This window comes from Paenibacillus phytohabitans (genome assembly GCF_013141775.1).
Lineage (GTDB): Bacteria > Bacillota > Bacilli > Paenibacillales > Paenibacillaceae > Paenibacillus_AQ > Paenibacillus_AQ phytohabitans.
The window spans coordinates 434,163-459,019 of record NZ_WHOB01000069.1 but is presented as its reverse complement, the minus strand read 5'-3'; the positions used below and the strand labels follow the sequence as shown (position 1 = coordinate 459,019).

Annotated in this window: 23 protein-coding genes; 4 read left to right on the top strand and 19 right to left on the bottom strand. The window is 46.8% G+C overall.

The annotated features are described in order from the left end of the window. Positions 1-56 precede the first annotated feature (56 nt). The 13 genes from GC101_RS25425 to GC101_RS25365 all read right to left on the bottom strand — a co-directional run bounded on the left by GC101_RS25425 (position 57) and on the right by GC101_RS25365 (position 12,737). Entirely contained in the window at positions 57-899 is an 843-nt protein-coding gene (locus tag GC101_RS25425; protein ID WP_171719545.1) for an SDR family oxidoreductase, read from the bottom strand. Between the two features lie 25 nt (positions 900-924). After that, positions 925-1,677: a carboxymuconolactone decarboxylase family protein gene (locus tag GC101_RS25420; RefSeq protein WP_171719544.1), complete on the bottom strand. Its 753-nt coding sequence runs from the start codon at positions 1,675-1,677 to the stop codon at positions 925-927. Positions 1,678-1,863: 186 nt separating this feature from the next. Then, complete coding sequence (locus GC101_RS25415; protein WP_171719543.1) at positions 1,864-2,397, bottom strand: GNAT family N-acetyltransferase; 534 nt, start codon at positions 2,395-2,397, stop codon at positions 1,864-1,866. A 226-nt stretch (positions 2,398-2,623) separates the two neighbouring features. Further along, positions 2,624-3,355 carry an SDR family NAD(P)-dependent oxidoreductase gene (locus GC101_RS25410; RefSeq protein WP_246354497.1) on the bottom strand — a complete coding sequence of 244 codons (732 nt, stop codon included), beginning with the start codon at positions 3,353-3,355 and terminating at the stop codon, positions 2,624-2,626. A 202-nt stretch (positions 3,356-3,557) separates the two neighbouring features. Beyond that, on the bottom strand, positions 3,558-4,256 hold the full coding sequence (locus tag GC101_RS25405) for an ABC transporter ATP-binding protein (protein ID WP_171719541.1): 699 nt from the start codon (positions 4,254-4,256) through the stop codon (positions 3,558-3,560). A 20-nt stretch (positions 4,257-4,276) separates the two neighbouring features. Beyond that, entirely contained in the window at positions 4,277-5,413 is a 1,137-nt protein-coding gene (locus GC101_RS25400; RefSeq protein WP_171719540.1) for an ABC transporter permease, read from the bottom strand. Positions 5,414-5,415: 2 nt separating this feature from the next. Next, positions 5,416-6,714, bottom strand: coding sequence for an ABC transporter permease (locus GC101_RS25395; protein ID WP_171719539.1), 1,299 nt, complete (start codon positions 6,712-6,714; stop codon positions 5,416-5,418). Positions 6,715-6,748: 34 nt separating this feature from the next. Continuing rightward, positions 6,749-8,053: a Fe-S-containing protein gene (locus tag GC101_RS25390; protein ID WP_171719538.1), complete on the bottom strand. Its 1,305-nt coding sequence runs from the start codon at positions 8,051-8,053 to the stop codon at positions 6,749-6,751. Between the two features lie 57 nt (positions 8,054-8,110). Next, positions 8,111-8,734: an iron transporter gene (locus GC101_RS25385; protein WP_171719537.1), complete on the bottom strand. Its 624-nt coding sequence runs from the start codon at positions 8,732-8,734 to the stop codon at positions 8,111-8,113. Between the two features lie 56 nt (positions 8,735-8,790). Beyond that, entirely contained in the window at positions 8,791-10,014 is a 1,224-nt protein-coding gene (locus GC101_RS25380; protein ID WP_171719536.1) for an FTR1 family iron permease, read from the bottom strand. A 224-nt stretch (positions 10,015-10,238) separates the two neighbouring features. Beyond that, the gene (locus GC101_RS25375) at positions 10,239-11,162 is read right to left on the bottom strand and encodes a metal ABC transporter substrate-binding protein (protein WP_171719535.1); all 924 of its coding nucleotides are present in this window, start codon (positions 11,160-11,162) and stop codon (positions 10,239-10,241) included. After that, complete coding sequence (locus tag GC101_RS25370) at positions 11,159-12,001, bottom strand: metal ABC transporter permease (RefSeq protein WP_171719534.1); 843 nt, start codon at positions 11,999-12,001, stop codon at positions 11,159-11,161. The genes GC101_RS25375 and GC101_RS25370 overlap by 4 nt, the downstream gene beginning before the upstream one ends. After that, positions 11,994-12,737: a metal ABC transporter ATP-binding protein gene (locus GC101_RS25365; protein ID WP_343049828.1), complete on the bottom strand. Its 744-nt coding sequence runs from the start codon at positions 12,735-12,737 to the stop codon at positions 11,994-11,996. Before GC101_RS25365 ends, GC101_RS25370 begins: the two co-directional genes overlap by 8 nt. A 214-nt stretch (positions 12,738-12,951) precedes the next feature. Here GC101_RS25365 and GC101_RS25360 point away from each other — a divergent pair, with 214 nt between their 5' ends. Beyond that, the gene (locus GC101_RS25360) at positions 12,952-13,374 is read left to right on the top strand and encodes a GNAT family N-acetyltransferase (RefSeq protein ID WP_171719532.1); all 423 of its coding nucleotides are present in this window, start codon (positions 12,952-12,954) and stop codon (positions 13,372-13,374) included. Between the two features lie 65 nt (positions 13,375-13,439). Here GC101_RS25360 and aldA read toward each other — a convergent pair whose 3' ends face one another. Beyond that, positions 13,440-14,885: an aldehyde dehydrogenase gene (aldA, locus tag GC101_RS25355; protein WP_343049825.1), complete on the bottom strand. Its 1,446-nt coding sequence runs from the start codon at positions 14,883-14,885 to the stop codon at positions 13,440-13,442. 169 nt (positions 14,886-15,054) lie between these two features. Between aldA and GC101_RS25350 the strand changes: the two genes are divergently transcribed. The 3 genes from GC101_RS25350 (at position 15,055) to GC101_RS25340 (ending at position 17,899) form a co-directional block, all read left to right on the top strand. Next, entirely contained in the window at positions 15,055-15,804 is a 750-nt protein-coding gene (locus GC101_RS25350) for a heterodisulfide reductase-related iron-sulfur binding cluster (protein WP_171719531.1), read from the top strand. Between the two features lie 62 nt (positions 15,805-15,866). Beyond that, positions 15,867-17,228, top strand: coding sequence for a LutB/LldF family L-lactate oxidation iron-sulfur protein (locus GC101_RS25345; RefSeq protein ID WP_425497162.1), 1,362 nt, complete (start codon positions 15,867-15,869; stop codon positions 17,226-17,228). Further along, on the top strand, positions 17,225-17,899 hold the full coding sequence (locus GC101_RS25340; protein ID WP_171719529.1) for a LutC/YkgG family protein: 675 nt from the start codon (positions 17,225-17,227) through the stop codon (positions 17,897-17,899). Before GC101_RS25345 ends, GC101_RS25340 begins: the two co-directional genes overlap by 4 nt. Here the strand turns inward: GC101_RS25340 and GC101_RS25335 are convergent. From GC101_RS25335 to GC101_RS25315, 5 genes are all read right to left on the bottom strand, one after another. Then, positions 17,896-18,504: a sugar O-acetyltransferase gene (locus GC101_RS25335; RefSeq protein ID WP_076245845.1), complete on the bottom strand. Its 609-nt coding sequence runs from the start codon at positions 18,502-18,504 to the stop codon at positions 17,896-17,898. The genes GC101_RS25340 and GC101_RS25335 overlap by 4 nt on opposite strands. 141 nt (positions 18,505-18,645) lie before the next feature. Then, positions 18,646-19,881, bottom strand: a complete 1,236-nt coding sequence (locus GC101_RS25330; protein WP_171719528.1) for an MFS transporter — start codon at positions 19,879-19,881, stop codon at positions 18,646-18,648. A gap of 390 nt (positions 19,882-20,271) precedes the next feature. Beyond that, positions 20,272-20,745, bottom strand: coding sequence for a MarR family transcriptional regulator (locus GC101_RS25325; protein WP_042137278.1), 474 nt, complete (start codon positions 20,743-20,745; stop codon positions 20,272-20,274). Positions 20,746-20,793: 48 nt separating this feature from the next. Further along, the gene (bshB2, locus tag GC101_RS25320; protein WP_171719527.1) at positions 20,794-21,468 is read right to left on the bottom strand and encodes a bacillithiol biosynthesis deacetylase BshB2; all 675 of its coding nucleotides are present in this window, start codon (positions 21,466-21,468) and stop codon (positions 20,794-20,796) included. Between the two features lie 258 nt (positions 21,469-21,726). Beyond that, complete coding sequence (locus GC101_RS25315; protein ID WP_171719526.1) at positions 21,727-24,849, bottom strand: metallophosphoesterase; 3,123 nt, start codon at positions 24,847-24,849, stop codon at positions 21,727-21,729. Between the last annotated feature and the right edge of the window lie 8 nt (positions 24,850-24,857).

The window sequence follows — 24,857 nt, the reverse complement described above, 5'->3', positions numbered from 1 at the left end:
AATTCCTCCTAAGTTAATAGTTACAAGTAATTTTAACCCCGTCTGATTAGTGCCGGTTATTCACCAGCCGGAAAGTCCGTAGAGGCAGCCAAGTCGGTCTGCTTCTCAAAATCAGCAACACGCTTCATAAGGGTCGACAGGGTGGCGGCCAATGCCTGGGAGCCTAACACCATACGCATCGGTGCAGGCTCTACGTCCACACTCTCGATAATACGGGCAGCCATACGCGCCGGATCGCCGGGAGCCAGCCCATTCGAACCGTCCAGCATGCTCAAAAAGCCATGCGCAGGATTCCCCTCATATTCTGGCATTAATGAAGCAACCTGTGCGCTGCCATAGCGGAATTCGGTACGGGCTCCTCCCGGTTCTACGAGTGTAATCCCGATGTTAAAAGCAGCGACCTCCTGGGCCACAGATTCACAGAAGCCCTCAATGCCGAACTTCGTAGCGTGATACATCGAATTGCCCGGGAAGGCAACCTGTCCGCCATAGGAAGACAGCTGAATAATACGGCCGCTGCCCTGTGCGCGCAGATGTGGCAGGGCGGAACGGATGAGCTGAATCGGGCCGGTCAGATTCGTGGCGATGATATGATCCACCTCAGCGTCAGACAGTTCCTCGGCTGCACCGAACAAACCGTAACCTGCGTTGCTTACGATCACGTCAATCACTCCGGATTTGTCAAAAGAATCCTCGACCAGCTTCCGGATGGCAGGAACATCGGTCACATCCAGCAGCTCGCATATGAAAGTATCCGGATATTTCTCAATAAGACCGGCTATCTTCTCTTTGTTGCGGACCGTTCCGATTACCTTGTCCCCTTGCTCAAGGAGCTGCTGCGTCATCACATAACCAAACCCGCTGCTGACACCTGTAATCAGCCATGTTCTTTTGTGCATAATCATTCAACCCTCCTGTTAACTATCATTTCGCTGCTGCTTCGTTCACACACCGTAGCGCATTCAGACTACGCGGATAACCGATGAAAGGTAGGCATTGAGAAATGACCTTGATCAAGAACTCCTTATCATTTCCAAGCCTCATATTGGCTGCGGCATGACTGGTCGCCTGCGGTTCACAACCGCCTTGCGCATACAGGAAGCAGAACGTAATCATCTCTCTTTGTTTGAGATCCAGTCCTTGCCGGGTATAGTAGTCGCCGAAGCAATTAGCCGCAAGCCATTGATTGATGTGCCGGCTCTCCTCCGGGCCTGATTTCCAGAACTCCTGCATGCTCTCGCCAAAAATATCCACCTGCGCCTGAATCCCCGCTTCAAGACGCGTTTCCATAGTGGTTGTGGCCTGCCCCGGTAGAGGAAGCTCCACACCTCCCGCAGACAATACATCATTCAGGACATGCAGGAAGGGTAGAACTCTGCCAATGCCGAGATAAGCGACGGACTGATAGACAATTTCCTTGGCTTCCACCGGTGTAACGCCAAAGTTCAGGGCTGCGGGCAGCATAGCTTTGAACTCATCGATTCCCTGACAGCCGATTAATACAGATAGAATGGCCATCATACGGGTCCGGTCATCCAAATCATCCTGATGAACCACTTCATCAAATGCAAAATTATCAAACCGCTCGATAAACTCGGGATCTGTTACCTGAAGCTTGGATTCGTAGCCCGGAAACATTCTTTCGTGGTATTTCTTTGCGGCATCTGTAATCTCCATTGTGTACTCCTCCTGATTATTTCTGGACGCTTATTATTCTTCCGCCAAAAAGGGTCAACCAAACAAGTTGGCTAACCCTATATTTAAATGAATTCATGTCTATTATTATACTCGAGTCTCTTTGTAATACAATTTATGATTTCGCCTAAAAAGTACAGTAATGCACTATTTTAACGAAAATGTCTATTAAAAATTAACTTCCAGGTCCGGAGCTAATCTCCAGTCGTTACACCGGATCATCGTGCCTAAAGGATATTCGAAATCACATTCACCCATAAATGTGAAGCCAAGCTTACGGCAAATGGAGTTAGAAGCAGGGTGGCTGATTTTGGGGAAAGCATGAATATACCTGTGCTTCTGCTCTGAATGGATCATAGCTATGGCCTTAACGGTTGCTGCTGCAGCTATACCTTGTCCTTGAAAAGCAGTTAACACGCTCCATCCGATCTCATACACCGGTTCCCCATGCCAAGTCTGATTCCAGTAACCTACACTGCCGGCTACTTCTAGCTCTGGCTGCAACAGGATCTTGAACATTCTCCCTGTTCCAGTTCCGGCAATCTCACAGTAACGTTTATGACGGGACAGGAGCTTCTCCTCCGTCTCCGGTCCTCCAAGGAACACTGTCATCTCGGGAGAATTCAATTGCTGCAGCAATCCGAAATCTCCGGCATCCCAAGGTTCAATGCTTACCTCAGGCCTGTACTTCTGTTCTGCCATTACACACACCTCCACTTATAATTGCTGACGGGCTCTCAGCTTCATACTATACGATCCCATTAAAAAAAGCCCGAAAGCTAAACTTCAGGCAAGTTTTTTCTATAGTAAGCCGCTGGGAAGCGAAGAAATGCTGCATTTCATACAACAATGGCGGATTAGCGCCGGGAAAATGAGCAAATTGTTGTAATTTGTGCAGGATTTTAAAATGATATTGGTTCTTCACCACTTACCAGGGCAGCGTATTACCGGCAAAGTCAATCAGAGTGAGCTCTTGCTGTCCGTAATCCGGCTTCAGGCGATTCGCGATCTGCCGAAGAATAGACCCGGCTGATTCATCAGCGGTGAGGCTCCCGGTTGTATCCAGTTTCCCTTGCATATAAGTCTGGACATGCCCGGGATGGATAACCATGACCTTGCCGCCCTGCGCCGCAATCTGATTCTGAATTAACTGAGACTGCATATTAAGCGCGGCCTTGGACATGCAGTAAGCGTACCAGCTGTTGCGCCAGCAGGTTCCAATACTGGCTGCTTCTGATGAAATGTTAACGATCAGCTTGCTGTCACTCCGGAGAATAGATTCGATTAAGCCGTTCGACATCCGCAGCGAGCCTAGTGTGTTCACCCGGAAGACCTGCTCCATTTCTTCGAAATCCAGCGTATCCTGAATCGTCTTGCTCATATCACCCAGAATCGCCCCGTTGTTAATCAGAATATCCACCCGGTCCGTGCAAGCTGCAATAGACTCGACAGCTTGTTGTACACTATCCCCGTCGCTTATATCCAGGTTCAGCACCTGCAGCTGCTCTTCATAGCTTGCCTTCAGCTGTTCCAAGGCTTCATTGCTCTCCTGCAGATACTGCCCGGCCAACACATGATAATCCTGCTCCAGCAGTGCCTTAACCAGACTCAGCCCAACGCCCCGGTCAGCACCCGTAACTATAGCCCATCGGTTATTCAACAGGCTCACCTCCTGCCCTAGTTTCACATAGCTAAAATACATTACACCAGTTGATTATACGAGTCCAGGCGTGGCATATCCATAACGGAATGCTTGTAGTTCATGTAATAATGTCCGCAAAACACTGTCCGCGCAAAAAAACGGAAACCGGGTAATTGCAGCATTACCTCGGCTTCCGTTCCTCTAATCGAATGTGATCTGTTTAATTATTAACCAGCTCCTGCTGGACAGCAACAACCTTATTCGGCATCCGGATCTCCTTGATGACTCCGTGTTCCAGCCGGATTTGCCGTTCGGCCAGTTCCCCAACCTCCGGCGCGTGGGTCACCATAATAATCGTATGTCCCTCCTGATGCAGCTCCTGGAACAGGTCCAGCACAATCTTCTCATTGGCTTCATCCAGGTTCCCTGTCGGCTCATCGGCCAGAATCAGCGCCGGATAATTGATCAGCGCTCTGGCGATGCACACCCGCTGCTGTTCTCCGCCGGACAGCTGGCGCGGCAAATGCCTGGCGCGCCCTTCCAGACCCACTCTGGCCAGGGCCGCCGCTGCCTCCTTCTCGTCAGGCATACTGTGATAGTATTGGGCAACCATAACATTCTCCAGTGCCGTAAGATGCGGGATCAGGTGAAACTGCTGGAAGACCAGGCCGATTTTATCTTTGCGGATCTCCGTCAGCTTCCTGGAGCTCATTGAGCTGGTGGCTATGCCGTCTATCTTCACCTGGCCGCTGCTCGGCTTGTCCATAAGTCCGATCATATTGAGCATCGTGCTCTTTCCCGAACCGGAGGAGCCCATAATAGACAGCCATTCTCCTGGTTCTACAGCGAATGTGATATCCTTCAAGGCATGCAGACTGCCATATTTCTTGCTAACTCCGGTGATTTCCAGAATACTCATTGTCCTTACCCCTTTCAGTCTTATTCCCCTTTGAGCACAACTGCCGGCTCAATGCCGATGACGGATCTGAGCGGAATCAGCGAGGCCAGCCCGGCTACAAGCAGGGCTGTAACCGTGACAAGCGGAATAACTGCCCAGCGGAAGGATATGGAGGAATGAAAGACGCTTTCCCCGATGACCTGGGCCAGGAAATAGCCGAACACCAGTCCTACAAGGGTTCCTGCCAGCGCCAGTACTCCGGCTTCGCTCAGAAACTCCAGAGACAGAGCTTTATTCTGGGCGCCGAGTACCTTTTTCAGGGCAATCTCCTGCTTGCGCTCCATCACCATCGTCATCATCGTGGTGGCTACGCATAGCAGAGTAGATAAGAGAATAATGATCACGACGATATAGACCAGCGAGCTGATTTTGTCCAGCATGACGGTCTCCGACCCGGAGATTTGCTTGATCGGACTAAGCTTCATTTGCGGATAGTTCAGATTGACCGCTGAGGCTGCCGCATCCAGTCCCTCTCCGGTAATACTGAAGTAAGCCGCATTCGCTTGGCCTTCCTGATGAAACAGCTTCTGGGCCTCTGCCAGATTGATGAATATTTGATTATCTTCGGTCCCGCCGCTGCTGATCGTCCCGGTTACCGTAACCTTCTGCTCGTTACCTGAGACTTCATCTTTAAGCGGAAGCACCGTTCCAATCTTGTAACCCAACTTCTCCGCTAAGTCCTTTCCGACAAGCACGGTTCCGGAGGCATTCCGGTCTGTATCCATAGTTCCAGTAACTTCCCAATACGGTGTGATCTTCGAGATTTGATCGAACCAGGTACCGACTACCACGAGTCTGCGGGAATTGATTGTCACCAGACCATAGAGATTGGACGTATATCCGACGACATCCTGCTGCGGGAATATACCGGCGATCTCCTGTGTAGTGCTCTCCGGAAATACTTTGTTCTGCGATTCCGGGGTTGGCGTGAGGATCAGGTTCGCGCCATACGAGCGGAATTCCATCCCCATCTTGATATTGATATCATAGTACACGCTTAGCAGGCCGGAGATTACCGCGGTTCCGACAATGATAGCGAATAGCGCAATTAACATTCTTGATTTCCGCAGCTGAAAGGAGCTGATCAGCATCCTGATGAACATCGTTGATTTGCGCATGCTTATCTCCCGCCCCTCATTACATTAGCTGGCTGCAGACGGATAACCATCCGCATGGCCGAGAAGCTTCCGGCCAGGGTGAGCAGCACGGAGAGCAGCAGGACGAGCGGCAGAACCAGTCCTTTGAACGAAAGCGCGGTGTCGAATACAGTACGGTCGATAATTTGGGCGAAACCAAGACCCGCACCGTAACCGAGAAGTCCGCCTGCAAGCCCGGAGATAACGGCTTCCATGACAAATAACAGCAGCACAGCGGAGCTCTGTGCCCCCAGTGCTTTCATCAGTCCAATCTCCTTGCTTCTTTCCAGAACCTTAGTAGTCATCAGGCCGGAGATTCCGAGACCGGAGCTGATGAGCGCAGCAGCTGTAAGGATGAACATCAGCAGCTGAATTTTGGTTAGAATCATGCCCTCGGATTCGGCAACCTGCCGGATAACCTTAGCCTCGGAGCCGGGCAGCGCCTTCTCAATCTGATAGGCAATCGCACTGACATACGCGGTGCAATACCAGGTTTCATAATCCTTCGCGGACAGCCGGTCCGGATTCAGCGCAGCCCTGCGGGCCAGCTCGTTCTCCGGGGTGGTCAGCGCACTCACTTCAACTCTGCCCACCTTACCGGCAAGACCGGTCGTTTGCTGCAGTGTGCTCAGTGAGACGAAGATTTTGTCATCATCCGTTCCTCCGCCGCTTAAGATACCTGCAACCTTTAGCGGCAGACTCTTGCTGACACCGCCTGCTTCAATATTGACGTCTACGGTTTGTCCGGGAGTTATCCCGAGCTGACCAGCCAATGTTGAACCTACAAGCGCAGTGTTGACGTCATCGTCCTTCACCCAGTTCCCATCCACCTGCCACCATGTTTTGAGCTGCCGGATGCCTGTGTTAATCTTCTCCCCTGTAGGCAGATCCAGATCTTTGTTGAACCAGGTGCCGACTACCGCTACAGGATGGTTCACGTTATTCACGCTGGCGGAAGCCTCCAGATACGGAGTAAAGGCCACTATATTATAGGCCCAGAAGATCGTCTTGATCTTGGGCAGCTCCTGCTCATCAATGAACTCTCTGTCAGCCAGCGGATTGAAGTCCACTCCGTCGATCTCCGCAGGCAAAGCATCCATTTTCGGAAGGACCTGCAGATTGGCACCGTAGGTTTTGAGTTCCCGGTTCATTTTATCGCCGACATCCAGCGATACATTCAGCATGGCTGTAGCGAGGGACGCTCCGAAGGCAATGGTGATAATAAGCAGGAGCTTGCCCTTAAAGCCTACAGTAAACGCCTTGGCGAGCATTCTGAAAAACATTTTCCCATCCCCAATCTTATAACGCCGTCATCCCTTAATGCTGGAACAGATCCTCCTGATGAAACGTAGCGGTTTCCTTCTCGAGGTCACTGCTGGCAATAACGAGATTGCCTTTATCCATGTGATAGGCCAGCGGGATCGGATTACAGCCGCCCTCGAACCCGATGGTCGGAATATTCATAATGACGTCGCATTTCCGGCAAATGACTTTGTTGCCTTTCTGATAATACCCCGATGATCCACAGATTTTGCAGGCATCGAAGCCGATCCCGTACATCGTTTCGGATTTACGGATAATAATGAAGCGTACAATCGTACCATCTGCGGCCGTATACCCGAATCTGTGGAGATTCCGGTCATTTACAGAAGCCTGCGGAATCACGATATGCTGGCTGGCATCGGGTGTAACCGGCTCCGCTGGGGATAATTCAATAGTCTGGTTGGCCAACACTGCCTCAACACTGAGCAATGCAGGAACAAGCACCATCAGGGTGGCAATAGCTGCCAACCAGCGCTTGTCATTGCGTACCCGGGCTTTGAATTTCCGCTGGACTGCAGGATTCCACGTCTCTGACAGTTTTTCTTGTCTCCGGATAAACGACAATAAGACCGTTACGGTCCAGATGAAAGAAGCTGCCAGCAATACGTATAGATATTTATCCATGTTGTTAATAACGGGAATCAGAATTTTCATCGTCACTGGAGTTAGCGGAAATACCCCTCTGGCGAACAGAATCTGTGCAACTGTAAACAGCTGGTTAAGCATCATTGCGGCCAGAAGCAAGACACTTCCAGCCACAGAGCTGCGGGCTGAAAGTGTACGTGTACTTCTTACAAAAGACAGGCCGAACATTAAGCTGCATACCATGCCGAGCAAGCCGCCAGTGAACTTAAGAATAAGCTCCGTGTTGACTACACTGTAGGTCTGGATGAAGATGTTGCTTGGAAACTGCAGGATGCGCATCACCGGCAGCACGGTCAAGCAGACAGTGGTAAGGCAAATGAATACGGTCCTCACGCCGCCTCTGCTCCACAGCAATAACGCTTCATTGTTCTTCCGGGCGTGAAGCTTTCTTTCCCTGATTATCCAGATTAGCAATGCAATCTCCATGATGAAGGACACAGCCATGGTCCAGCCGGTGAAGCTTTCTTTCTTCGGGCCGGACCATTTCAGCAGGTACAATACTGCCCAGCCGATAACGGCTGAAGCAGCTGTCCCGGAATAGATCCATTTGCTGAAGCGGCTGTTTCCGGTATGGCGGAGCCATACCATAAGAACGGATATAATCAGCGCGATTTCAAAACCGTTGCTGAGTGTAATTGCAGTAGCTTTTAACATGTCTTCCTCACCACACTATTCTCCGATTGAGCTTGCGAAGGTTCTATCCGGTCCGGCTTACCAGGTTCTTGGCACCCAGGAGAATTCCCAAGTCAAGTCGATCGGCTCCTGCCAGAACCGGCCGGTAACTCCAGTCGCATCATCCGTGTGCAGCAGATAGTCCATTTTCTCTGGTGATTCTACGACATAGTTCAGAACATAAGTACCTGCGCCCGGAAGTTTAACGTTAGCTCCATAATGTGCGCCGTCCGAAGCATTCATCGGCATGAAGGTGCCTTCAGAGACAACGGTGTCTGTATCTTTGGCTTTGATCTGATAATGAACAGTCAGGTAAGGAATGAACTCCCCGATACCGAAGCCTGTCTCGTTCCCTTCGAGTGCAGCAATATCTGCTTCGAGGTGGAAGTCAGACTGTGCGGCTGGCAAGCCTGCTTTATCCATAGGCTCCATATCTACCGGCTGCAGATACAAGGCGCCAATCTTGATGCCATCCACTTCCTGCTCTTCCCCGATCGGGAATTCTTCAAAAGCTGGCGCTTCATCCGCCGGAGCATTGACTGCTGTATTATTAGCTGCTGCGGCATTGCTGCTGCTGTTGTTGTCCGAACTACAACCTGCCATGATAGAAGACATTGCGAGTACCATTCCGGTAACCATCAGTACATTTTTAATTTGTTTCATTCTCTACACACCCCTGATTATTTATTTATGAAGCATTGCCAATAACGTTATAACGCTTAACCCTGTACAGGCTTGCCATCCGGTTTGGCCGTTCCTTTGCGGGAAGAGATCAGGTACCAGATTAGCCCTATGGCGGTAGCCAGCAGCAGCAGACCTTGCGCGGTTAAGCTCTCGACCGTCGGATAGATTCCGAAGAAGCTGATAATCGGGAATCCGGAGACCGACGTTGCACTAATCATTGCTCCAGCCTGTAGCTCCGTGATGGCTTCTCCGGCGAACACGAAGGCCAGATAGTACATCAGAATGCTGGTACCGATGAAGAACGGCTTCAGCGGAATACGTAAACTTCCGAGGCGGATCACCAGGAAGATGACGACCAGCGCCAAGGCGCCTACCAGAATCCCCAGCCCGATCATGCTAATTCCTTCCCTGTCTTGTCCAGTCACTAGAGCCTGGTAGAAGAGTACAGTTTCTGCACCTTCCCTGTATACAGCAAGAAAGGCTGCAAGCCACAAAGTCACGGTGTTACCTGTCGTAATGGATGTCTGAATCTTGCCTTCGATGTAATTCTTCCACCGTTTGGCGTCTGCTTTACCGATTAACCAGAAGCTCATGGAGAACAATACAGCTACGGCCAGCAGCATCGTAATTCCCTCCAGATTCTCCTGGCTGGCACCGCTGATGTTGAATAAATATTTGAGCCCGATGGCAGTCAGCACGCTTGCCCCAAGCGCCACTAATGTGCTCTGGTAGATAATCCTGACCTTATCCTTATTGCCCGACTTGAGCAGATACGCAATGATTGCCGCGATAACCAGAATTGCTTCAATACCTTCACGCAGGATAATGACCAGTGATGATAAGAAAATCCCCCACGGCGTACTGTCGGACTTACTCAGCGTTGCCGCATCCTCCTGCAGCATGTCTACCAGCTCGGACATCTGCTGATTCACCTGGGCCTTGGTCGCCCCGGCCGTCATAGATTTCCGGATCTGGCGGAATTCTTCCTCAATCAGAGCATTCCGTTTCGATGAAATATTATATTTCACCGCTTTCTCCATCTGCCCGGCTTCATAGGGTCCATAATACGCATTATTGACCTGGTTCTTGGCCTCTGCGACATCCCCGCTTACATAAGTCTTCAGCGCTTGCTGCAAAGTGTCATCTATCTGCTCTACCACCTTGCGCCAATTGCCGTCCGCTGCATGAGCTTGACCTGGTATGATCAATAGCATCAACAGAAACACTGCCAATACAGTCCGCCAAAAACGACCCTGCAACCGAATCCCCCCCGCCAGTTGTATTATGAAAATTGCTGTTCAACAATTGATAATGATTATCAATTTCATTCTTGTGGTTTAGTGTAATGAATAAATCATCGCAAAAATATGATATTTGTCATTTCAATTTGTCTTTCATTCATTTTTTTACAAACTGTAAAACAAAAAAGAGTGTTCCAAGCAGCGGATTCCGCCTTTTGGACACTCTTCATGTGCTTTTACCTTCATTTATCAGGTGACAGCCCTTCGATGACCTTGTCGATATTCCATTGAATCATCTTAATGTAGGTGTCGCCGTCTTCCCCTTTTTTAGCTAAGGAATCAGTGAAGATCTTAGAATGTATAGGTACTCCTGTCTCATTAGAGATGGTCTCCATCGTCTTGGGATTCACACTCGTCTCCAGGAATAATGCAGGCACCTGATTCTCTTCAATAATACTAATGATCCGTTTCATTTGCTCCGGCGTCCCTTGGCTGTCCGTATTAATCTCCCAGATGAAAGCCGATTCGAAGCCGTAAGCCTTCGAGAAATACTTGAATGCCCCTTCGCTGGTAACGAGAATCCGTTGTTCCTGCGGGATCTTATTTACTTCCTCTTTGGCGTATTGGTCTAGCTCATTCAGTTCCTTCACATAGGCTGTCTGATTGTTAAGATAATACTCCTTGTTGTCCGGGTCCTGTTCAATTACACGTTTGGTGATCACATCCACGTACTTAATGGAATTCTGGATATCCAGCCAGGCATGAGGGTCCACTTGCGTTTCCTTGCCTTTCTCAGTCAGATACATCGGGGTCACTTCATCGGAGACAGCAAAGGCAACCTCGTTCTTGTTCGTCACCTTCAGCAGGTCCTGGAACCAACCTTTTCCCGTCTCCAGATTCAGGCCGTTATAGAAAATCAAATCTGCGCTGGACACCTTGCCCGTATCGGCAGGTAATGGATCATACATATGCGGGTCTGTTCCGATGGGAACCATACTGTATACTTCAGCTTTGTCCCCGACAATATTCTCGGTCATATCTGCGATGATGGAGTACGTGGCAACAATCTGCAGCTTATCCTCACCCGCTTCCCTCTCATTAGTATTAGAACAAGCAGCGAGCAGTGAGATCAGTACGATAGATGATAGCCATTTGAGTTGTTTCATCCTTGCTTCAGCCCTTTCCTTAAGAAATTATTTTTGGGTGACAGTATGAAGGAGACCGCGAACAGGCTCACACCCACCAGTACTATCGTGGCACTTGTCGGGAGATTAAAGCCAAAGCTGAGATACACACCTACAATTCCCGATACCGCACCCACCGCAGAGGCTAATACAATCATGTGGATCAGCGTATGGGTCCATAAATAGGAGGTGGCTGCCGGGATCACCAGCATCGCAATGACCAGCACAATCCCCACTTGCGATAACGAGGATACCGTAACTACAGACAGCAGCATCATCAGCAGATAATGATAGAAGCCTGTTTTTAAACCATAAGCCTTGGCAACTACCGGATCGAACGAACTGATCAGCAGCTCTTTATACAGCAATACAATAATGGCAATTACAACGAGCATGATGATGAAAGATTGCGTTAACTCAGACTGCGGAACAGCGAGGATATTCCCGAACAGAATATGAGTCAGATCCAGACCGCTTTTGGCAAAAGTAATGAGGACAATCCCCAGGGCGAAAAATGAACTGAGTATAATGCCGATGGAGGTGTCGCTTTTGATCGTACTGCGGCTTGTAATGAATTGAATGAGGATGGCGGCTAACAGGCCAAACAGGGATGCGCCCAGCAGGATGTTGATCCCCAGTATGTAGGACAAGGCTACACCAGGCAGTACAGCATGAGATAAAGCGTCGCCCATCAGCGACATCTTCCGGAGAACAATGAAGCTGCCCAGCGCTCCCGATACAATGCCCAGGATGATGGCGGATAAGCCGGCGTTAAGCGCGTAGACCGGGATGTTGAACAAGTCTGACATAACATTAATCATATTCGGCCCCTCCTGCCCCTTTAATGATCACATTGCCCAAGGAGGCACCATATGCTGCGCGGATATTGCCGGTAGTGAAGGTATCTTTCACATCTCCAAAGGCGATCAGTTTTTTATTCAGGATAATAATTTTGTCAAAATACTCTTCCACCTCATGCAGATCATGGTGAACGACGAGAATGGTTTTGCCCTCTTCACGAAGATGCTTAAGCAGATTCACGATAATCTTCTCACTGACCATGTCGATCCCGACAAACGGTTCATCCAGGAAAAAAACGTTCGCTCCCTGGGCGAGTGCCCTGGCAATAAAGACCCTTTGCAGCTGTCCGCCGGATAAATTGCTGATTTGTTTATTCGCAAGATCGCTTATATCCACCATCGCCATACATTCCTCGGCCCGTTCCCGTTCTTTTTTGCCGGGGCGCTGGAAGATTCTCAGGTTCGGGTAGGTTCCAGTCAACACCGTATCCTTCACTGTGATCGGAAACGTGAGATCAATATCGTTTTTTTGCGGCACATAGGCAATCTTCCGTTTGTACTCCGAAATATCCCTGCCCTCAACCCTGACCGAGCCAGTTCTCTTCTTAATCACTTCTAATAATGCCTTAATCAGTGTTGATTTCCCTGCGCCATTCGGTCCGATGATCCCCACCGTATGCCCGAACGGGATCTCGAGATTCACATTCTCCAGTGCTGAACTGCCGAAATAATCAACGTTTAGGTCTTTAATCTCGATCATATGCTAACTCCTTATCTGCTAATTGCTGTCTGAAATCTGATATAATTATGAGTCTGAATATTTTTTGTTTCCTGAATGAAACAATAAGTTCTGAATACATAAATGTTTCCTTCGGGAAACATTTAGTCTTATGAACAATATATTTAACTACGGGCAATTTGTCAATAATAATTAAAATTTGTGTTACAATTTCAGCAGAAGGGGTGATTGGATGTTGAGAATCGCAGATTTGAACCTGGAGCAGAACAGTCAGGAAATATCGGGATTACTGGAGGAGCATAGCCGGCGGATGGATGACAGCATTCCGCCGTATGAGCGCGAAGTGATCTCGCTGGCAGCGTATGAAGGAGATACATATGTAGGGGGTATTACCGGAGATATGGTCTGGAAGATTCTAAATGTTCACCTGTTGGCCGTCGATCCTACCTATAGAGGCAACGGGCTAGGCGGAATACTACTCAAAGAGCTGGAAGACAGAGCCCGGTCGCGCGGCTGTAAGGTGAGTGAATTAACCACCATGAGCTGGCAGGCTCCGCGCTTTTATCAGAAGCTGGGGTACGAGGTCTTCGGGGAGATCCATGATTGTCCCCAGGAAGGCCAGACGAAATATTATTTGAAGAAAAGTCTTGAATAACCACGCAAAAATGCTCCCAAACTGCCTGGGAGCATTTATTATATCTGCGAGAATTATGAGTTCATTTAGTTAACCGACTTGTCATACTGTAGATAGACTACGTGCGTCTGCAGGTATTCGTTCAGTCCATGTTTGCCGTCGGCGCCACCGATCCCGGACTTTCTCCAGCCTGCGTGGAAGCCCTGCATCGCTTCGAAATTCTCACGGTTGATATAGGTTTCACCATATTTCAGGCGTTTAATTACTTTCATAGCTACGTTAAGATTCTGGGTATATAAGGACGAGGTTAAGCCGAATTCACTGTCGTTGGCAAGCGCGATCGCTTCATCCAATGTAGAGAACGAAATGACCGGGATAACCGGTCCGAAGATTTCATCCTGCACAATCTCCATGTCGTTGGTGGCATTCGTAATGACCGTCGGCTCGAAGAAACTGCCTGCACCTTCTACCTTTTTACCGCCAAGAGCAATTGTGGCGCCCTCTTGTACTGCCCGGTCTACCTTCTGCTGAACCGATTCTTGTGCGGCTTTATTAATCAGAGGTCCCATATGAATATCCTTATCCTTGAGCGGATCTCCGTAGTTCACTGCCTTCATAGCTTCAACCAGGCGGGAGGTGAATTCATCCTTAATGGCCTCATGTACATAGACGCGCTCTGCACAGTTACAGACTTGGCCTGTATTAATCACCCGGGAATCTACGATCGCTTTGATCGCCAGGTCCAGATCGGCATCCTTCATGACAATCGCCGGTGCCTTGCCGCCCAGCTCCAGACTGACCTTGATGATATTCTCGGCAGCTGCCTCCATCACCTTTTGTCCGGCGGGTACGCTGCCTGTAAGGCTGACCATTCCGACTTTCGGATTGCTAGCCAGTTCATGGCCCACTTCTCCGCCTCTGCCTGTTACCAGGTTGAATACCCCTTTGGGCAGACCGGCTTTATCAACAATACGGCTGAAGGCCACGGCATTGTTCGGGGATTCCGCACTGGGCTTGACGACAATCGTATTGCCTGTAATCAGCGCCGGAGCCATCTTTCTCGCGATCAGGAAGAACGGGAAATTCCAGGGCAGTATGCCTGTCGTTACTCCAATCGCCCGTTTAAACACAAAGATATTCTCATTATCACGGTCGCTCTGAACGATCTCCCCTTCATAACGCCGTGCCCATTCCGCCATATAATCCAAATAATCCGCTGTAAAGTTAACCTCTACCGCAGATAATTCCAGTGTCTTGCCTACTTCTTCCGAGATCAGCCTGGCGATGCTGTCCGCCTCCGCGCGAATCCCGTCTGCAATGGCATGCAAAAATCTGCCTCTCTCGACCGCCGGAGTTTCCTCCCAGGCTGATTGGGCTTCTTCGGCTGCATTAATGGCACGTATGACATCATTCCTTGTAGCCTTGGGAACCTGTGAGATTACTTCATCTGTTGCCGGGTTGGTTACTTCGATCCATTCTTTGCCTTCGGATTCCGTAAATTGGCCATCGATATACATCAAATGCTTGGTCACTGTTTCTCCCCCTCAAGGTAGATTATTACAATTGCCCAACCATAGTGTAAACGCTATCAATATTTATTGTCAATAAGATTCACATTTACTATTTGTTTTTATGTTGTTTTTCATTGACTTTTTGAGTTAAGCTATGAATATAGGGTTACATTGATTGGAGGGATCGGCTGTGAAAGTCAGTATTTTCTCTACTTGTTTAGTAGACCTTATGACCCCGGAGGTCGGTATTGCTATGGTTGAAGTCCTTGAGCGACTGGGCTGCGAGATCGATTTCCCGGCTTCGCAGGTCTGCTGCGGGCAGCCCACATATAACAGCGGCTATCTGAAGGATTCGAAGCTCGCCATGCAGAATATGATGCTTGCCTTCGAGAACTCCGAATATGTCGTGGGTCCTTCCGGCTCCTGCGTTGCTATGTTCCATGAATACCCGAAGATCTTCAAAGGTGATCCGCAGTGGGAATTGAAAGCGGTTGCTTTGAAGGAGAAATCCTATGAGTTCACGCAGTTCATCGTCAGGGTGCTTGGCGTCACTGATGTTGGTGCAAGCCTTGAAGGAACCGCCACCTACCACCGTTCCTGCCATATGACAAGACTGCTGGGTGAGAAGGAAACTCCATACCAGCTGCTTGAACACGTCAGAGGACTGCAGCTGGAGCCGCTTAAGAACAGCGATAACTGCTGCGGCTTTGGCGGAACCTTTTCGGTCAAGATGCCTGAGATTTCCGAGCAGATGGTAGACGAGAAATGCGTCTGTATCAAGGATACCGGCGCAGATATTCTGATCAGTGCAGATATGGGCTGCCTGCTGAATATCGGGGGGCTTCTGTCCCGCAAGGGTGAGCCTGTCAAGATTATGCATATTGCTGAAGTGCTGAATCAGCATCAGCCTGTTGTTAGCAGAGGAGGAAGGCAGACTTGAGCCTGCAAACCGATAAACGTAATTTCAGCGAACGGACTACAGAAGGCCTTGGGGATTCATTCATGCGAACTGCTGTCGGTTCTGCGCAGGACAGTCTCAAGACGAGACGTCTGTCTGCGGCCACCGCACTGGGGGATTGGGAGCAGTGGCGGAACGTAGGCCAGCTTATCCGCCAGCATACCCTGCAGAACCTGGATTATTACCTGGAGCAGCTCGCAGATAATGTGGAGCGACAAGGCGGCCATATCTATTTTGCAGCTACCAAAGAAGAGGCCAGCAGTTATATACGGGATGTTGTTGTAAGTAAACAGGCCAAAAAGGTTGTAAAATCCAAATCTATGGTCACGGAGGAAATTGAGCTGAACCATGTCCTGATCGAAGCCGGCTGTGAGCTGATTGAGACGGATCTTGGGGAGTATATCCTCCAAATGGATGATTGGGACCCGCCCTCGCATATCGTCGCTCCCGCACTGCATAAAGACCGGAGACAAATCCGGCGGGTGTTCTCAGAGAAGCTTGGATATACGGGAGATGAAACCCCGGAGAATCTGGCCGGATTCGCCCGGACGGTTCTGCGGCAGAAGTTCCTGGAAGCCGAAGTCGGGATCACGGGCTGTAACTTCGCCATAGCTAATCTGGGAGCGATCAATCTGGTGACCAATGAGGGCAATGGTGATCTTACGGCTGCCATTCCGAAGACCCATATTGCGGTGATGGGTATGGAGCGGATTGTTCCGACCCTGGAGGAAATGGAGGTTCTGGATAACCTGCTCTGCCGCAGTGCTGTCGGACAGAAATTAACCAGCTACATTACCGTATTAGGGCCTTCTGCAGCCGGAGAGACAGATGGTCCCGAGGAGTTCCACCTGGTTGTCGTCGACAACGGCCGGTCCGATATTCTGGGAAGTGAATTTAACGAGGCGTTGCAGTGTATCCGCTGCGGTGCTTGCCTTAATGTCTGCCCGATCTACCGCCATATCGGCGGGCATGCTTACGGATCAATCTATCCGGGTCCGATCGGTGCGGTAATCACCCCGCTGCTTGGCGGGTACGATGACTATAAGGAGCTGCCGTTTGCCTCCAGTCTGTGCGGTGCCTGCACAGATGTCTGCCCGGTGAAGATTCCGCTGCATGAGCAGCTGATCATGCACCGGCAGAACATTGTCGGGCAGCGAAGAACCGGCGCCGCAGACAGGCTTCAGATGAAAGCGGCCAGCCGGCTGCTGTCCTCCCCTGCCCTATTCGGCCGAACCCTGCGGATAGCACACTCCGCCAGCCGCTTGATGAGTAAACAGGGGCGAATCGTAAGAGGACCCGCCTTGATTCACGGCTGGATTCATGCCCGTGACCTCAAGCAGCCCGTCAAGCAGCAGGACAGCTTCCGGGCATGGATGGAGAAACGTAAAGGAGGGTCAGAGCAATGACAGTATCCTCGAATAAGGAGGCTTTTCTGAATACAATTGCCGCTAAGCTGGGCCGGGAACGTAAGACTAATGTTCAGCGGCCTATTATACAGGACTTGATTCCGGACAGCTATGGCGAGCTAACTAACGACGATCTGGTAGAGATTCTTAAGGAGCAGTGTTTCTTCATTCACACTCAGGTGATTGAATCGAATCCGGAGATTCTGCAGCGGACCTTGAATGATCTTATAGAAGCGAATGGCGGCGGGCTGGTTATGACTTCCGGAGATCCCCGGTTTGCCGAATACGGGCTGGAGTTCCCGGATGCCGCCGTGTGGGAGGAAGCAGCAGGAAGAGAGGAGAATGTTAGGCGGGCTGAATCAGCGAATACAGCGATTATCTTCGCCGACTGTGCGCTGGCTGAGTCCGGAACGGTTGTGGTGGAGAGCCGCCCGGATCAGGGCCGTTCCCTTCACTTCCTGCCTGCCCATTATATTGCAGTAATTGAGCGGCAGAGGCTTGTACTCCGTTCTACTCAGGCAGCAGCAGCGTTTAACCGGAGAATTCAAGCCGGTGAGCCGGTGGGCTCATCGATTAATTTCATCTCCGGCCCCTCCAATTCCGCCGATATCGAAATGAAACTCGTGGTGGGTGTGCATGGACCGCTGAGAGCTACCTATGTGCTTATTTAGTAATCCGTAACATCAAATTCTCTATCCTTATAATAAAATTTCCGGTCTTCCTCGGTGATCTCACGGATAATTCTGCAGGGGCTGCCTACTGCTATCACATTATCGGGAATGTCCTTGGTCACCACGCTGCCAGCCCCGATCACTACATTGTTACCTATGGTTACGCCCGGATTCACGATCACGTTGCCGCCGATCCAGACATTATTGCCGATCGTTATAGCGATCCCATATTCATAGCCTGAATTCCGGGAATCGGGATGGACGGGATGTCCTGCGGTATAGAGCGATACATTCGGAGCAAACATGACATTATCACCGATGACGACTCTGCCGACATCAAGAATAGTGCAGTTGAAATTAGCATAGAAATTATTCCCCACAGAGATGTTGGTTCCATAATCGCAGTGGAAGGGCGCTTCGATATGAACTACCTCTCCTGTCTTGCCGATAATCTTCCGGATCAGTGCTGCTCTCTCCTCTTCTTCATCGGGACGGAGCAGATTGAACTGATGGACCATCAGTCTGGCGGCTGTTCTCTCTTCCGTTAATCCATCCAGCCAAGCTTTATAAGGGAGACCTGCAAGCATTCTTTCTTTCTGGTTCATTGTTTGTTCCTGCCTTTTCTTGTAGAGTTATCGGCCTACCTGCACCTCAATCACAACTTATTAAATGACTTGTAATAAGTTATACCATAATTATATGGGAAGAACAAGCAGCCCCGCCGATTGGCGGGGCTGCAAAACATTTTACAATGTTACATGTGCTCTCTTGTATAGAACAGGTATAGCCGCTGCGATTAGGATGATCCCCATAACAGCGGGCGCGGCATGTCCAAGCGAGACATAGATTTGCCCTCCAATGAGAGGCCCGATCATCCTGGCCAGCGCCTGAATCGATTGGCTGCCGCCTTGAATCCTTCCTTGTTCACTCGAATCGACAGACTTGGATAGCATCCCGTTGAATGAAGGCCCGAAGATCGAATCACCAAAGCCGAAGATGAACATCCCAGCAATGAAAAGCGGATAGAACGTAAAGAGTGACGAAACGGCAATGAACCCATAGCCTATAATCTCCGAGACCATTCCCAGAATGGCTATCTGTTTATCATTTAATTTCTTCAGAAGCTTGGGCATGATGAAGCCTTGCGACAGGATATCCTGGAAGCCCATGATGGAGAACATCAGTCCGATGATTGCCGGCTTCCAGCTGAAGGTATCCATTGTAAATTGTGAGAACACAGCCTGCAGGGAACCATTGGGTATCCATAGCAGGAATGCTGAGATCAGCAGCCTGTTTAGATTCTTCATGGAGAGCAGACTGGCCAGCTGTGAGAATGGATTCAGTCTTACAAAGGTAATCTCTTTCAATCTGTTATTCTTGTCCAGGCTCTCCGGCATGAACAAGAGTCCATATACAACATTTAACAAAGTAACAACCGCTCCAAAATACATCGGTACAGCATAACCAAACTTGGCAAGTAACCCGCCTACACTCGGGCCAATAATGGTGCCTGCACCTATGACCGCACTCACCCAGCCAAAGTATTTGGTTCTCTGCTCTGGAGGAATAATGTCTGCAAAATAGGCAAAGATCGTGCTGATGCTCCCGCCTGTTATACCTTCTATGATCCGACCGGCGAACAGTACCCACAGGGCTCCTCCTATACCAAAAATAAAGTACCCGATTGCAGAACCTAACAGGCATATTAAGAGCAATGGACGGCGGCCGTATTTGTCGCTTAGTGCTCCAAGTACCGGGGCTGCAAAAAACACGCAGAATGCATAAACGGAGGTCAGCAGTGTAACCATTATCGCTTGTTCTCCCGGACTGCTGGTATAAGGCTGAACTAAGAATGGCACGACAGGTGCGATGATGCTGAAGCCTATTCCGCACAGAAATACAGAGATGAGGCCGAAGATTAAAGCGTGTCTGTCTACGGTTTGTTCTGTGTTCTGTGTAGGGTGTGATCTGGATTTGAACATGTAATTCTCCCCTCAAACGCGTTGATTATGTTTCCTAGGAAACATAATCATCCTACTGCATTTTTGTTTCCTCGTCAACAAAAATTGCAATAACAAAATCTCCAGGGGCTCCCCTCAGCCAGTGAGGAGGACTGAGAATCCGCTATTTGAGCAAAATAGATGGTTTTGCGGGTCAAGCGGACTCAGAATCGCTTATATGGACGAATCCCCCTCTTTTCAGACATGAATGAACAAGATAAGCGCTTCTCAGTCCGCATCCTCCTCATACCAGGCTTTTTTGGGAAAATAACGTCCTCTCAGTCCGCTTCACCGGCAGCTTTCTATGCAATAAAAAAGACAACCGTTCTCGAAAGAGCCCGGCTGCCTGAGGTTTCATTATCAGTATTCAATTCATTCGGATTTCAAATCTGTACCGAGTTTTGTGATTTCTGCATCCAAATGCCTGCTATACTTCTCAATGAAGCCAAGCATGTTGTCATATTGCTCCTCGGTTACCTGCTCGAACACGGCTTTATCCCGCTCGCGGAATTCCTGGTGCAGCTCCTCATGGACTTTGCTGACCGCTTCCCCTTGCTTCGTAAGCCTGAAATAGATTTCTTTCTTATTATCCGGCTTCTGGTAGCTTTCGATATAGCCCTTTTCCATGAGCTTCTTGGTTATTTTGCTTATAGCACTTCTAGTCATATAAAAATGCTCCGCAAGTATGGTCACGTTGGAATCCGCATTTTGCCCGATATATTCGATGCAATGTACCTCAGAGGGCTTGTACCCCTTAAGACTCTCTTCCATCTTGGATTTATTCAGCCAGCTCAGCTTGTTAAATAAATCCCTGAAATTCATCAGGACCTGTTCTTCTTTGTTCATGGCCTGCCCTCCCGACGCCTTAGTGCATTAACATTATTATTGTAGCACTTATTCCATCCGGTAGGTCCAAAAGGATTCCCGTCCGAACCGGATTTGAATCTCCTCCGCGGTCAGCTCCCGGCTTCCCACAAGCTCCGCTGCTTGATATTGCGAACGGTGGGCCTGAATCGAGGCCATTTTCTTCGCTAGGAATGCAGTCACGTCTACGTTCACATCCGCCGGGCCGATCATCTGCTCATGGTTGCTGGAGAACGCAATACAGTGCACTGTTGGCCGCTGCGCAGCCGGGAGCCTGCCGACCGCCCGGATGACAGCGGCTCCGGTGGCATCGTGATCGGGATGGACACTATAGCCCGGATAAAAGGTAATGACGAGCGATGGGGTCAATTCCTCGAGCAGTGCCAGCAGTGTATTATCCAGCAGCTGCGGGTCTTCGAATTCGATCATTTTATCGTGGAAACCAAGCATCCTTAAATCCTGTATGCCAATCGCACGGCAGGAAGCTATCAATTCTTCCTTGCGGATCTCCGGCAAAGTAACCCGGTTCGCGAATGGCGGGATTCCCATGTTCCGTCCCATCTCCCCTAAGGTCAGACAGGCATAGGTCACCCCGGCACCGCTGTCTATGTACTTTGCCAGGGTCCCTGCAGCAGCGAAGGCTTCATCATCGGGATGCGGAAATACAACTAGAACGCGTTTATTTTCAGCTTGATTAGTATCCATAATTATCCCAACTTTCTGGTGGAAATAATGTTTATTGCATTTATTGCAATAATTTTAACATAAGCCTGAACATATTATTATTTTAACTCAAATCTCAAGATTTCTACCTTACATGAAAAAGTCGAGATAAAACAGTAAAGCGATAAGTTAGCCATAATTGGCAGACCTATCGCTTTTTTGCTTTGCAGATAAATACTTTTTTTAAAAGTGTATTTTACACATGATTTTTACTTAATGAAATAAAAGGTTCTCGCCCTCTTAAGTAATTTCTGTATCAACATCTCCATGCTGCAGAAATCGTTGCTTATTTAATTTATATTCGTCCATAGCCTTACTTTTATCGTGAAATGAATTACCTCGTTCCTTTGCTGTAAGATCACCTAATAAATTCAAATATTCCAAGTCATTGGTTTGTTTAAAATAATAATAATTCATCAACTTGACTAATATATTATCTTTGATATACTTTTTTTTAGTTTTATTTATTAACTCTTTGATGTATCTTGTGTGATCTGTTTTTTTTAAATCTGCAAAAATAAATACTGACAAAAATAATTCTAATTCGGAAATCACTCCTGTAGGTGGGTTAAACTTTGCTTTTATATCTTCTTCCATAACAACAGCAAGCTTTGAAGAAGCCACTAAATTATGAGTAAGTATTTGCATCCCAAAGGGAAAGAGATTTATTACAAATTCCGAGATATCTATTTCATTCTGTTCCATAGCTGATTCTACTAATATTTTTGATAACGCTAATAATATCGCTGAACATCTTATTAGATTTTGATATGCAGTTAATTTAAGATCTCCATTTGTAGTTTCTTCAGTATTTTTCAGTACCTTCCCTAACAAACTCCAACTTATTTCTAAATCACGGATAGAGGAAATTTTATTATCTTTTCTCGGTATTCCTATTTCCGCAGTAGCCCCGACTTCAAGTTTACTATCATTAATTTCATCAATTTCATCTTCTGAAGGTTTTTCTATTGAACCGATTGTCTCAATAAAATTATCTTCAAACTGTGAAATTAATGAATTTTTCGAATAAAAAATTTCATCATATTCTGAAAGCATATTATTGGATATTTTTAATAAATTATCAAACTTAATATTCATTCTTTGTAGAATATTCGATAAAACCTCTTCCTCGTCCCTTTTAATACCTGTATAATAATCAATTTCATCTTCAAAAAATACATAATTTGTTTCGGAAAGTACCAATTGTTTAAACTCTGTATTTAAATCCATATTTTTCATAAGAAAATATTTATAAAAACAATTAAATCTAAAATGAATATAATGCTTTTTGTTATCAAACTCCTCCGCAAAAACACCGACCATTTCAAAACCATGTAAAATGTCTTCAGCTTTAAATGAGAATTTTCTAGATATAAGATAATTTTCTATAAATAATATTAGGTCTGTTCGTCCTATACGATAGTTAATTGAATCTAATTTATACATCTCATAGGCAATTTCAGTCAACAATCTTTGTTTATTTTTGTAATCAAATTCCCCGGAAAGTATTTCATATATAGAATGTTTATTAAACAATTCTTCAATATAATTTTCTAGCATTGTAGCATTATTGATAGGTGTATAGTTTGGTTGTGTTTCAATTATGCTTAAAAACATTGAAACAGCTAAAGGAGTACGAGGAATATTGAGTTTGTTAAATATTTTTATAACTTCTTCTAAACTATCAGAATTATTATATTTTTCATTAGTTGAAAACCAATTTTGAATTAGCGATCTAATCTGTTTCGATCTAAAAGGTTTTATATCTATAACTGTAAATTTAGAAATCAAGGGATGTTTTTTTAGTTCTAAAGGTAGATCACTTGTCATTAGAGATTCAGCTGTTGCTATAACACGTACATTCTCCCGGTTCTCTGTTATGAATTTTTCTAAATTTTTAAGTTTTAAATTTTTTTGGGAATTAGGAGTTATATTATCAATTAATAATACTATTTTTTGATTTTTAAGAAGTTCATTTACTTCACCGGCTCTCAGATTAAGAAAACGGCCAATATCAGTTTGGAAATTTGATGTTGGCCATTCATCTAAGTTAATAGGAACTGGAATTTCATTATATATATCTGAAAATTCAGTGAAATCAACTAATAACTTATCTAATAAAATTGTTTTCCCTGATTCTTTTCGCCCTACAAAAATGATATCATCTTTTCCACTACAAATTCCTTCTAAATTATATACAGTTTCCTCTTTATTTAACGTTTGAGTCAAATGAGGTAAGACAAATAATTCATCTATTTTTTTTGGAGCTTGTGTTTGAGAACGATAACTGAGCAAATGTTCATCTATAAATTGTATTTTCTCAGTTTTTATTAAATCACAAAGATCTTTTTTTTTATATTGGAATCCCATAGATATAGCATTTGGAAATTTGTAGTATATTTTACCTTCATGGTCACCCATATCTGGATTAGGATCAAATGACTCTTTTGAATGATTATATCTCCGGTTAAACATTGTTATATTCTCTTGTGTAAAATCAACAATTGAGTAACCATTTGCAAAATCTCTATCTCTCCTTCTAACATTCCCACTCCAATTTGAAGGAGCTGTTGATATGAACAGCCCCCCATACATGGATGTTTTGTATGAGCTCTCACCTTCGTGAACATGTCCACAAAACATCATGTTGTATGACCTTTGAATCATTTGGTCAATATGCTTTCTTTCAAATGATGCTAACCAGTCGATAGGATGATGAACTACTGCTATTTTAACATCGCAATTCTCAATTTCTTGTCTTGCATTTGTTACTTGCCGTTCACCAATAATAATATTTCCTTTATCTCTATCACTATCCCAACATCTCCATGCCGAATTAAAACAACTGACGCCTACAGATAAATTTCCAAATTTATAAATAAAGCTTGATGCGAAATTGCTAATTTTATGGGAACTCGCATGAAAGTATGCTTTTTCAAAATCTTTAAATTGAACAATTCTCTGAGAACCATCTAGAGAATCTTCATCAATATAATTATTTACTTCTTCAGGCGAATTTAACGAATTTAATAATCCTATTTCCATGCGTGGTTTTTCTATAATCCTATTTATATCATGATTTCCAGGAACAAAAATAAATCTATCTTTAGGTAACATTAACGCAGATAGAATAGGTGAAATAACAAGTTCTTCAAATGTTAAAAATGCAATCTCAATATCCTTATCAAAGCTTAACCCTCCTTTATCAACCAAATCTCCTGAAAATATAATCAAATCAATTTTTAATTCTGAATTAAATCTCTTCAAATCTGCAATTAAAGGGTTAAGGCAATAGAGTCTAAAATCCGTCAAATCGTTTTTGGATAAGTGAAAATCAGATAAGTGAACAATCCTATTCATCATAGAAACCC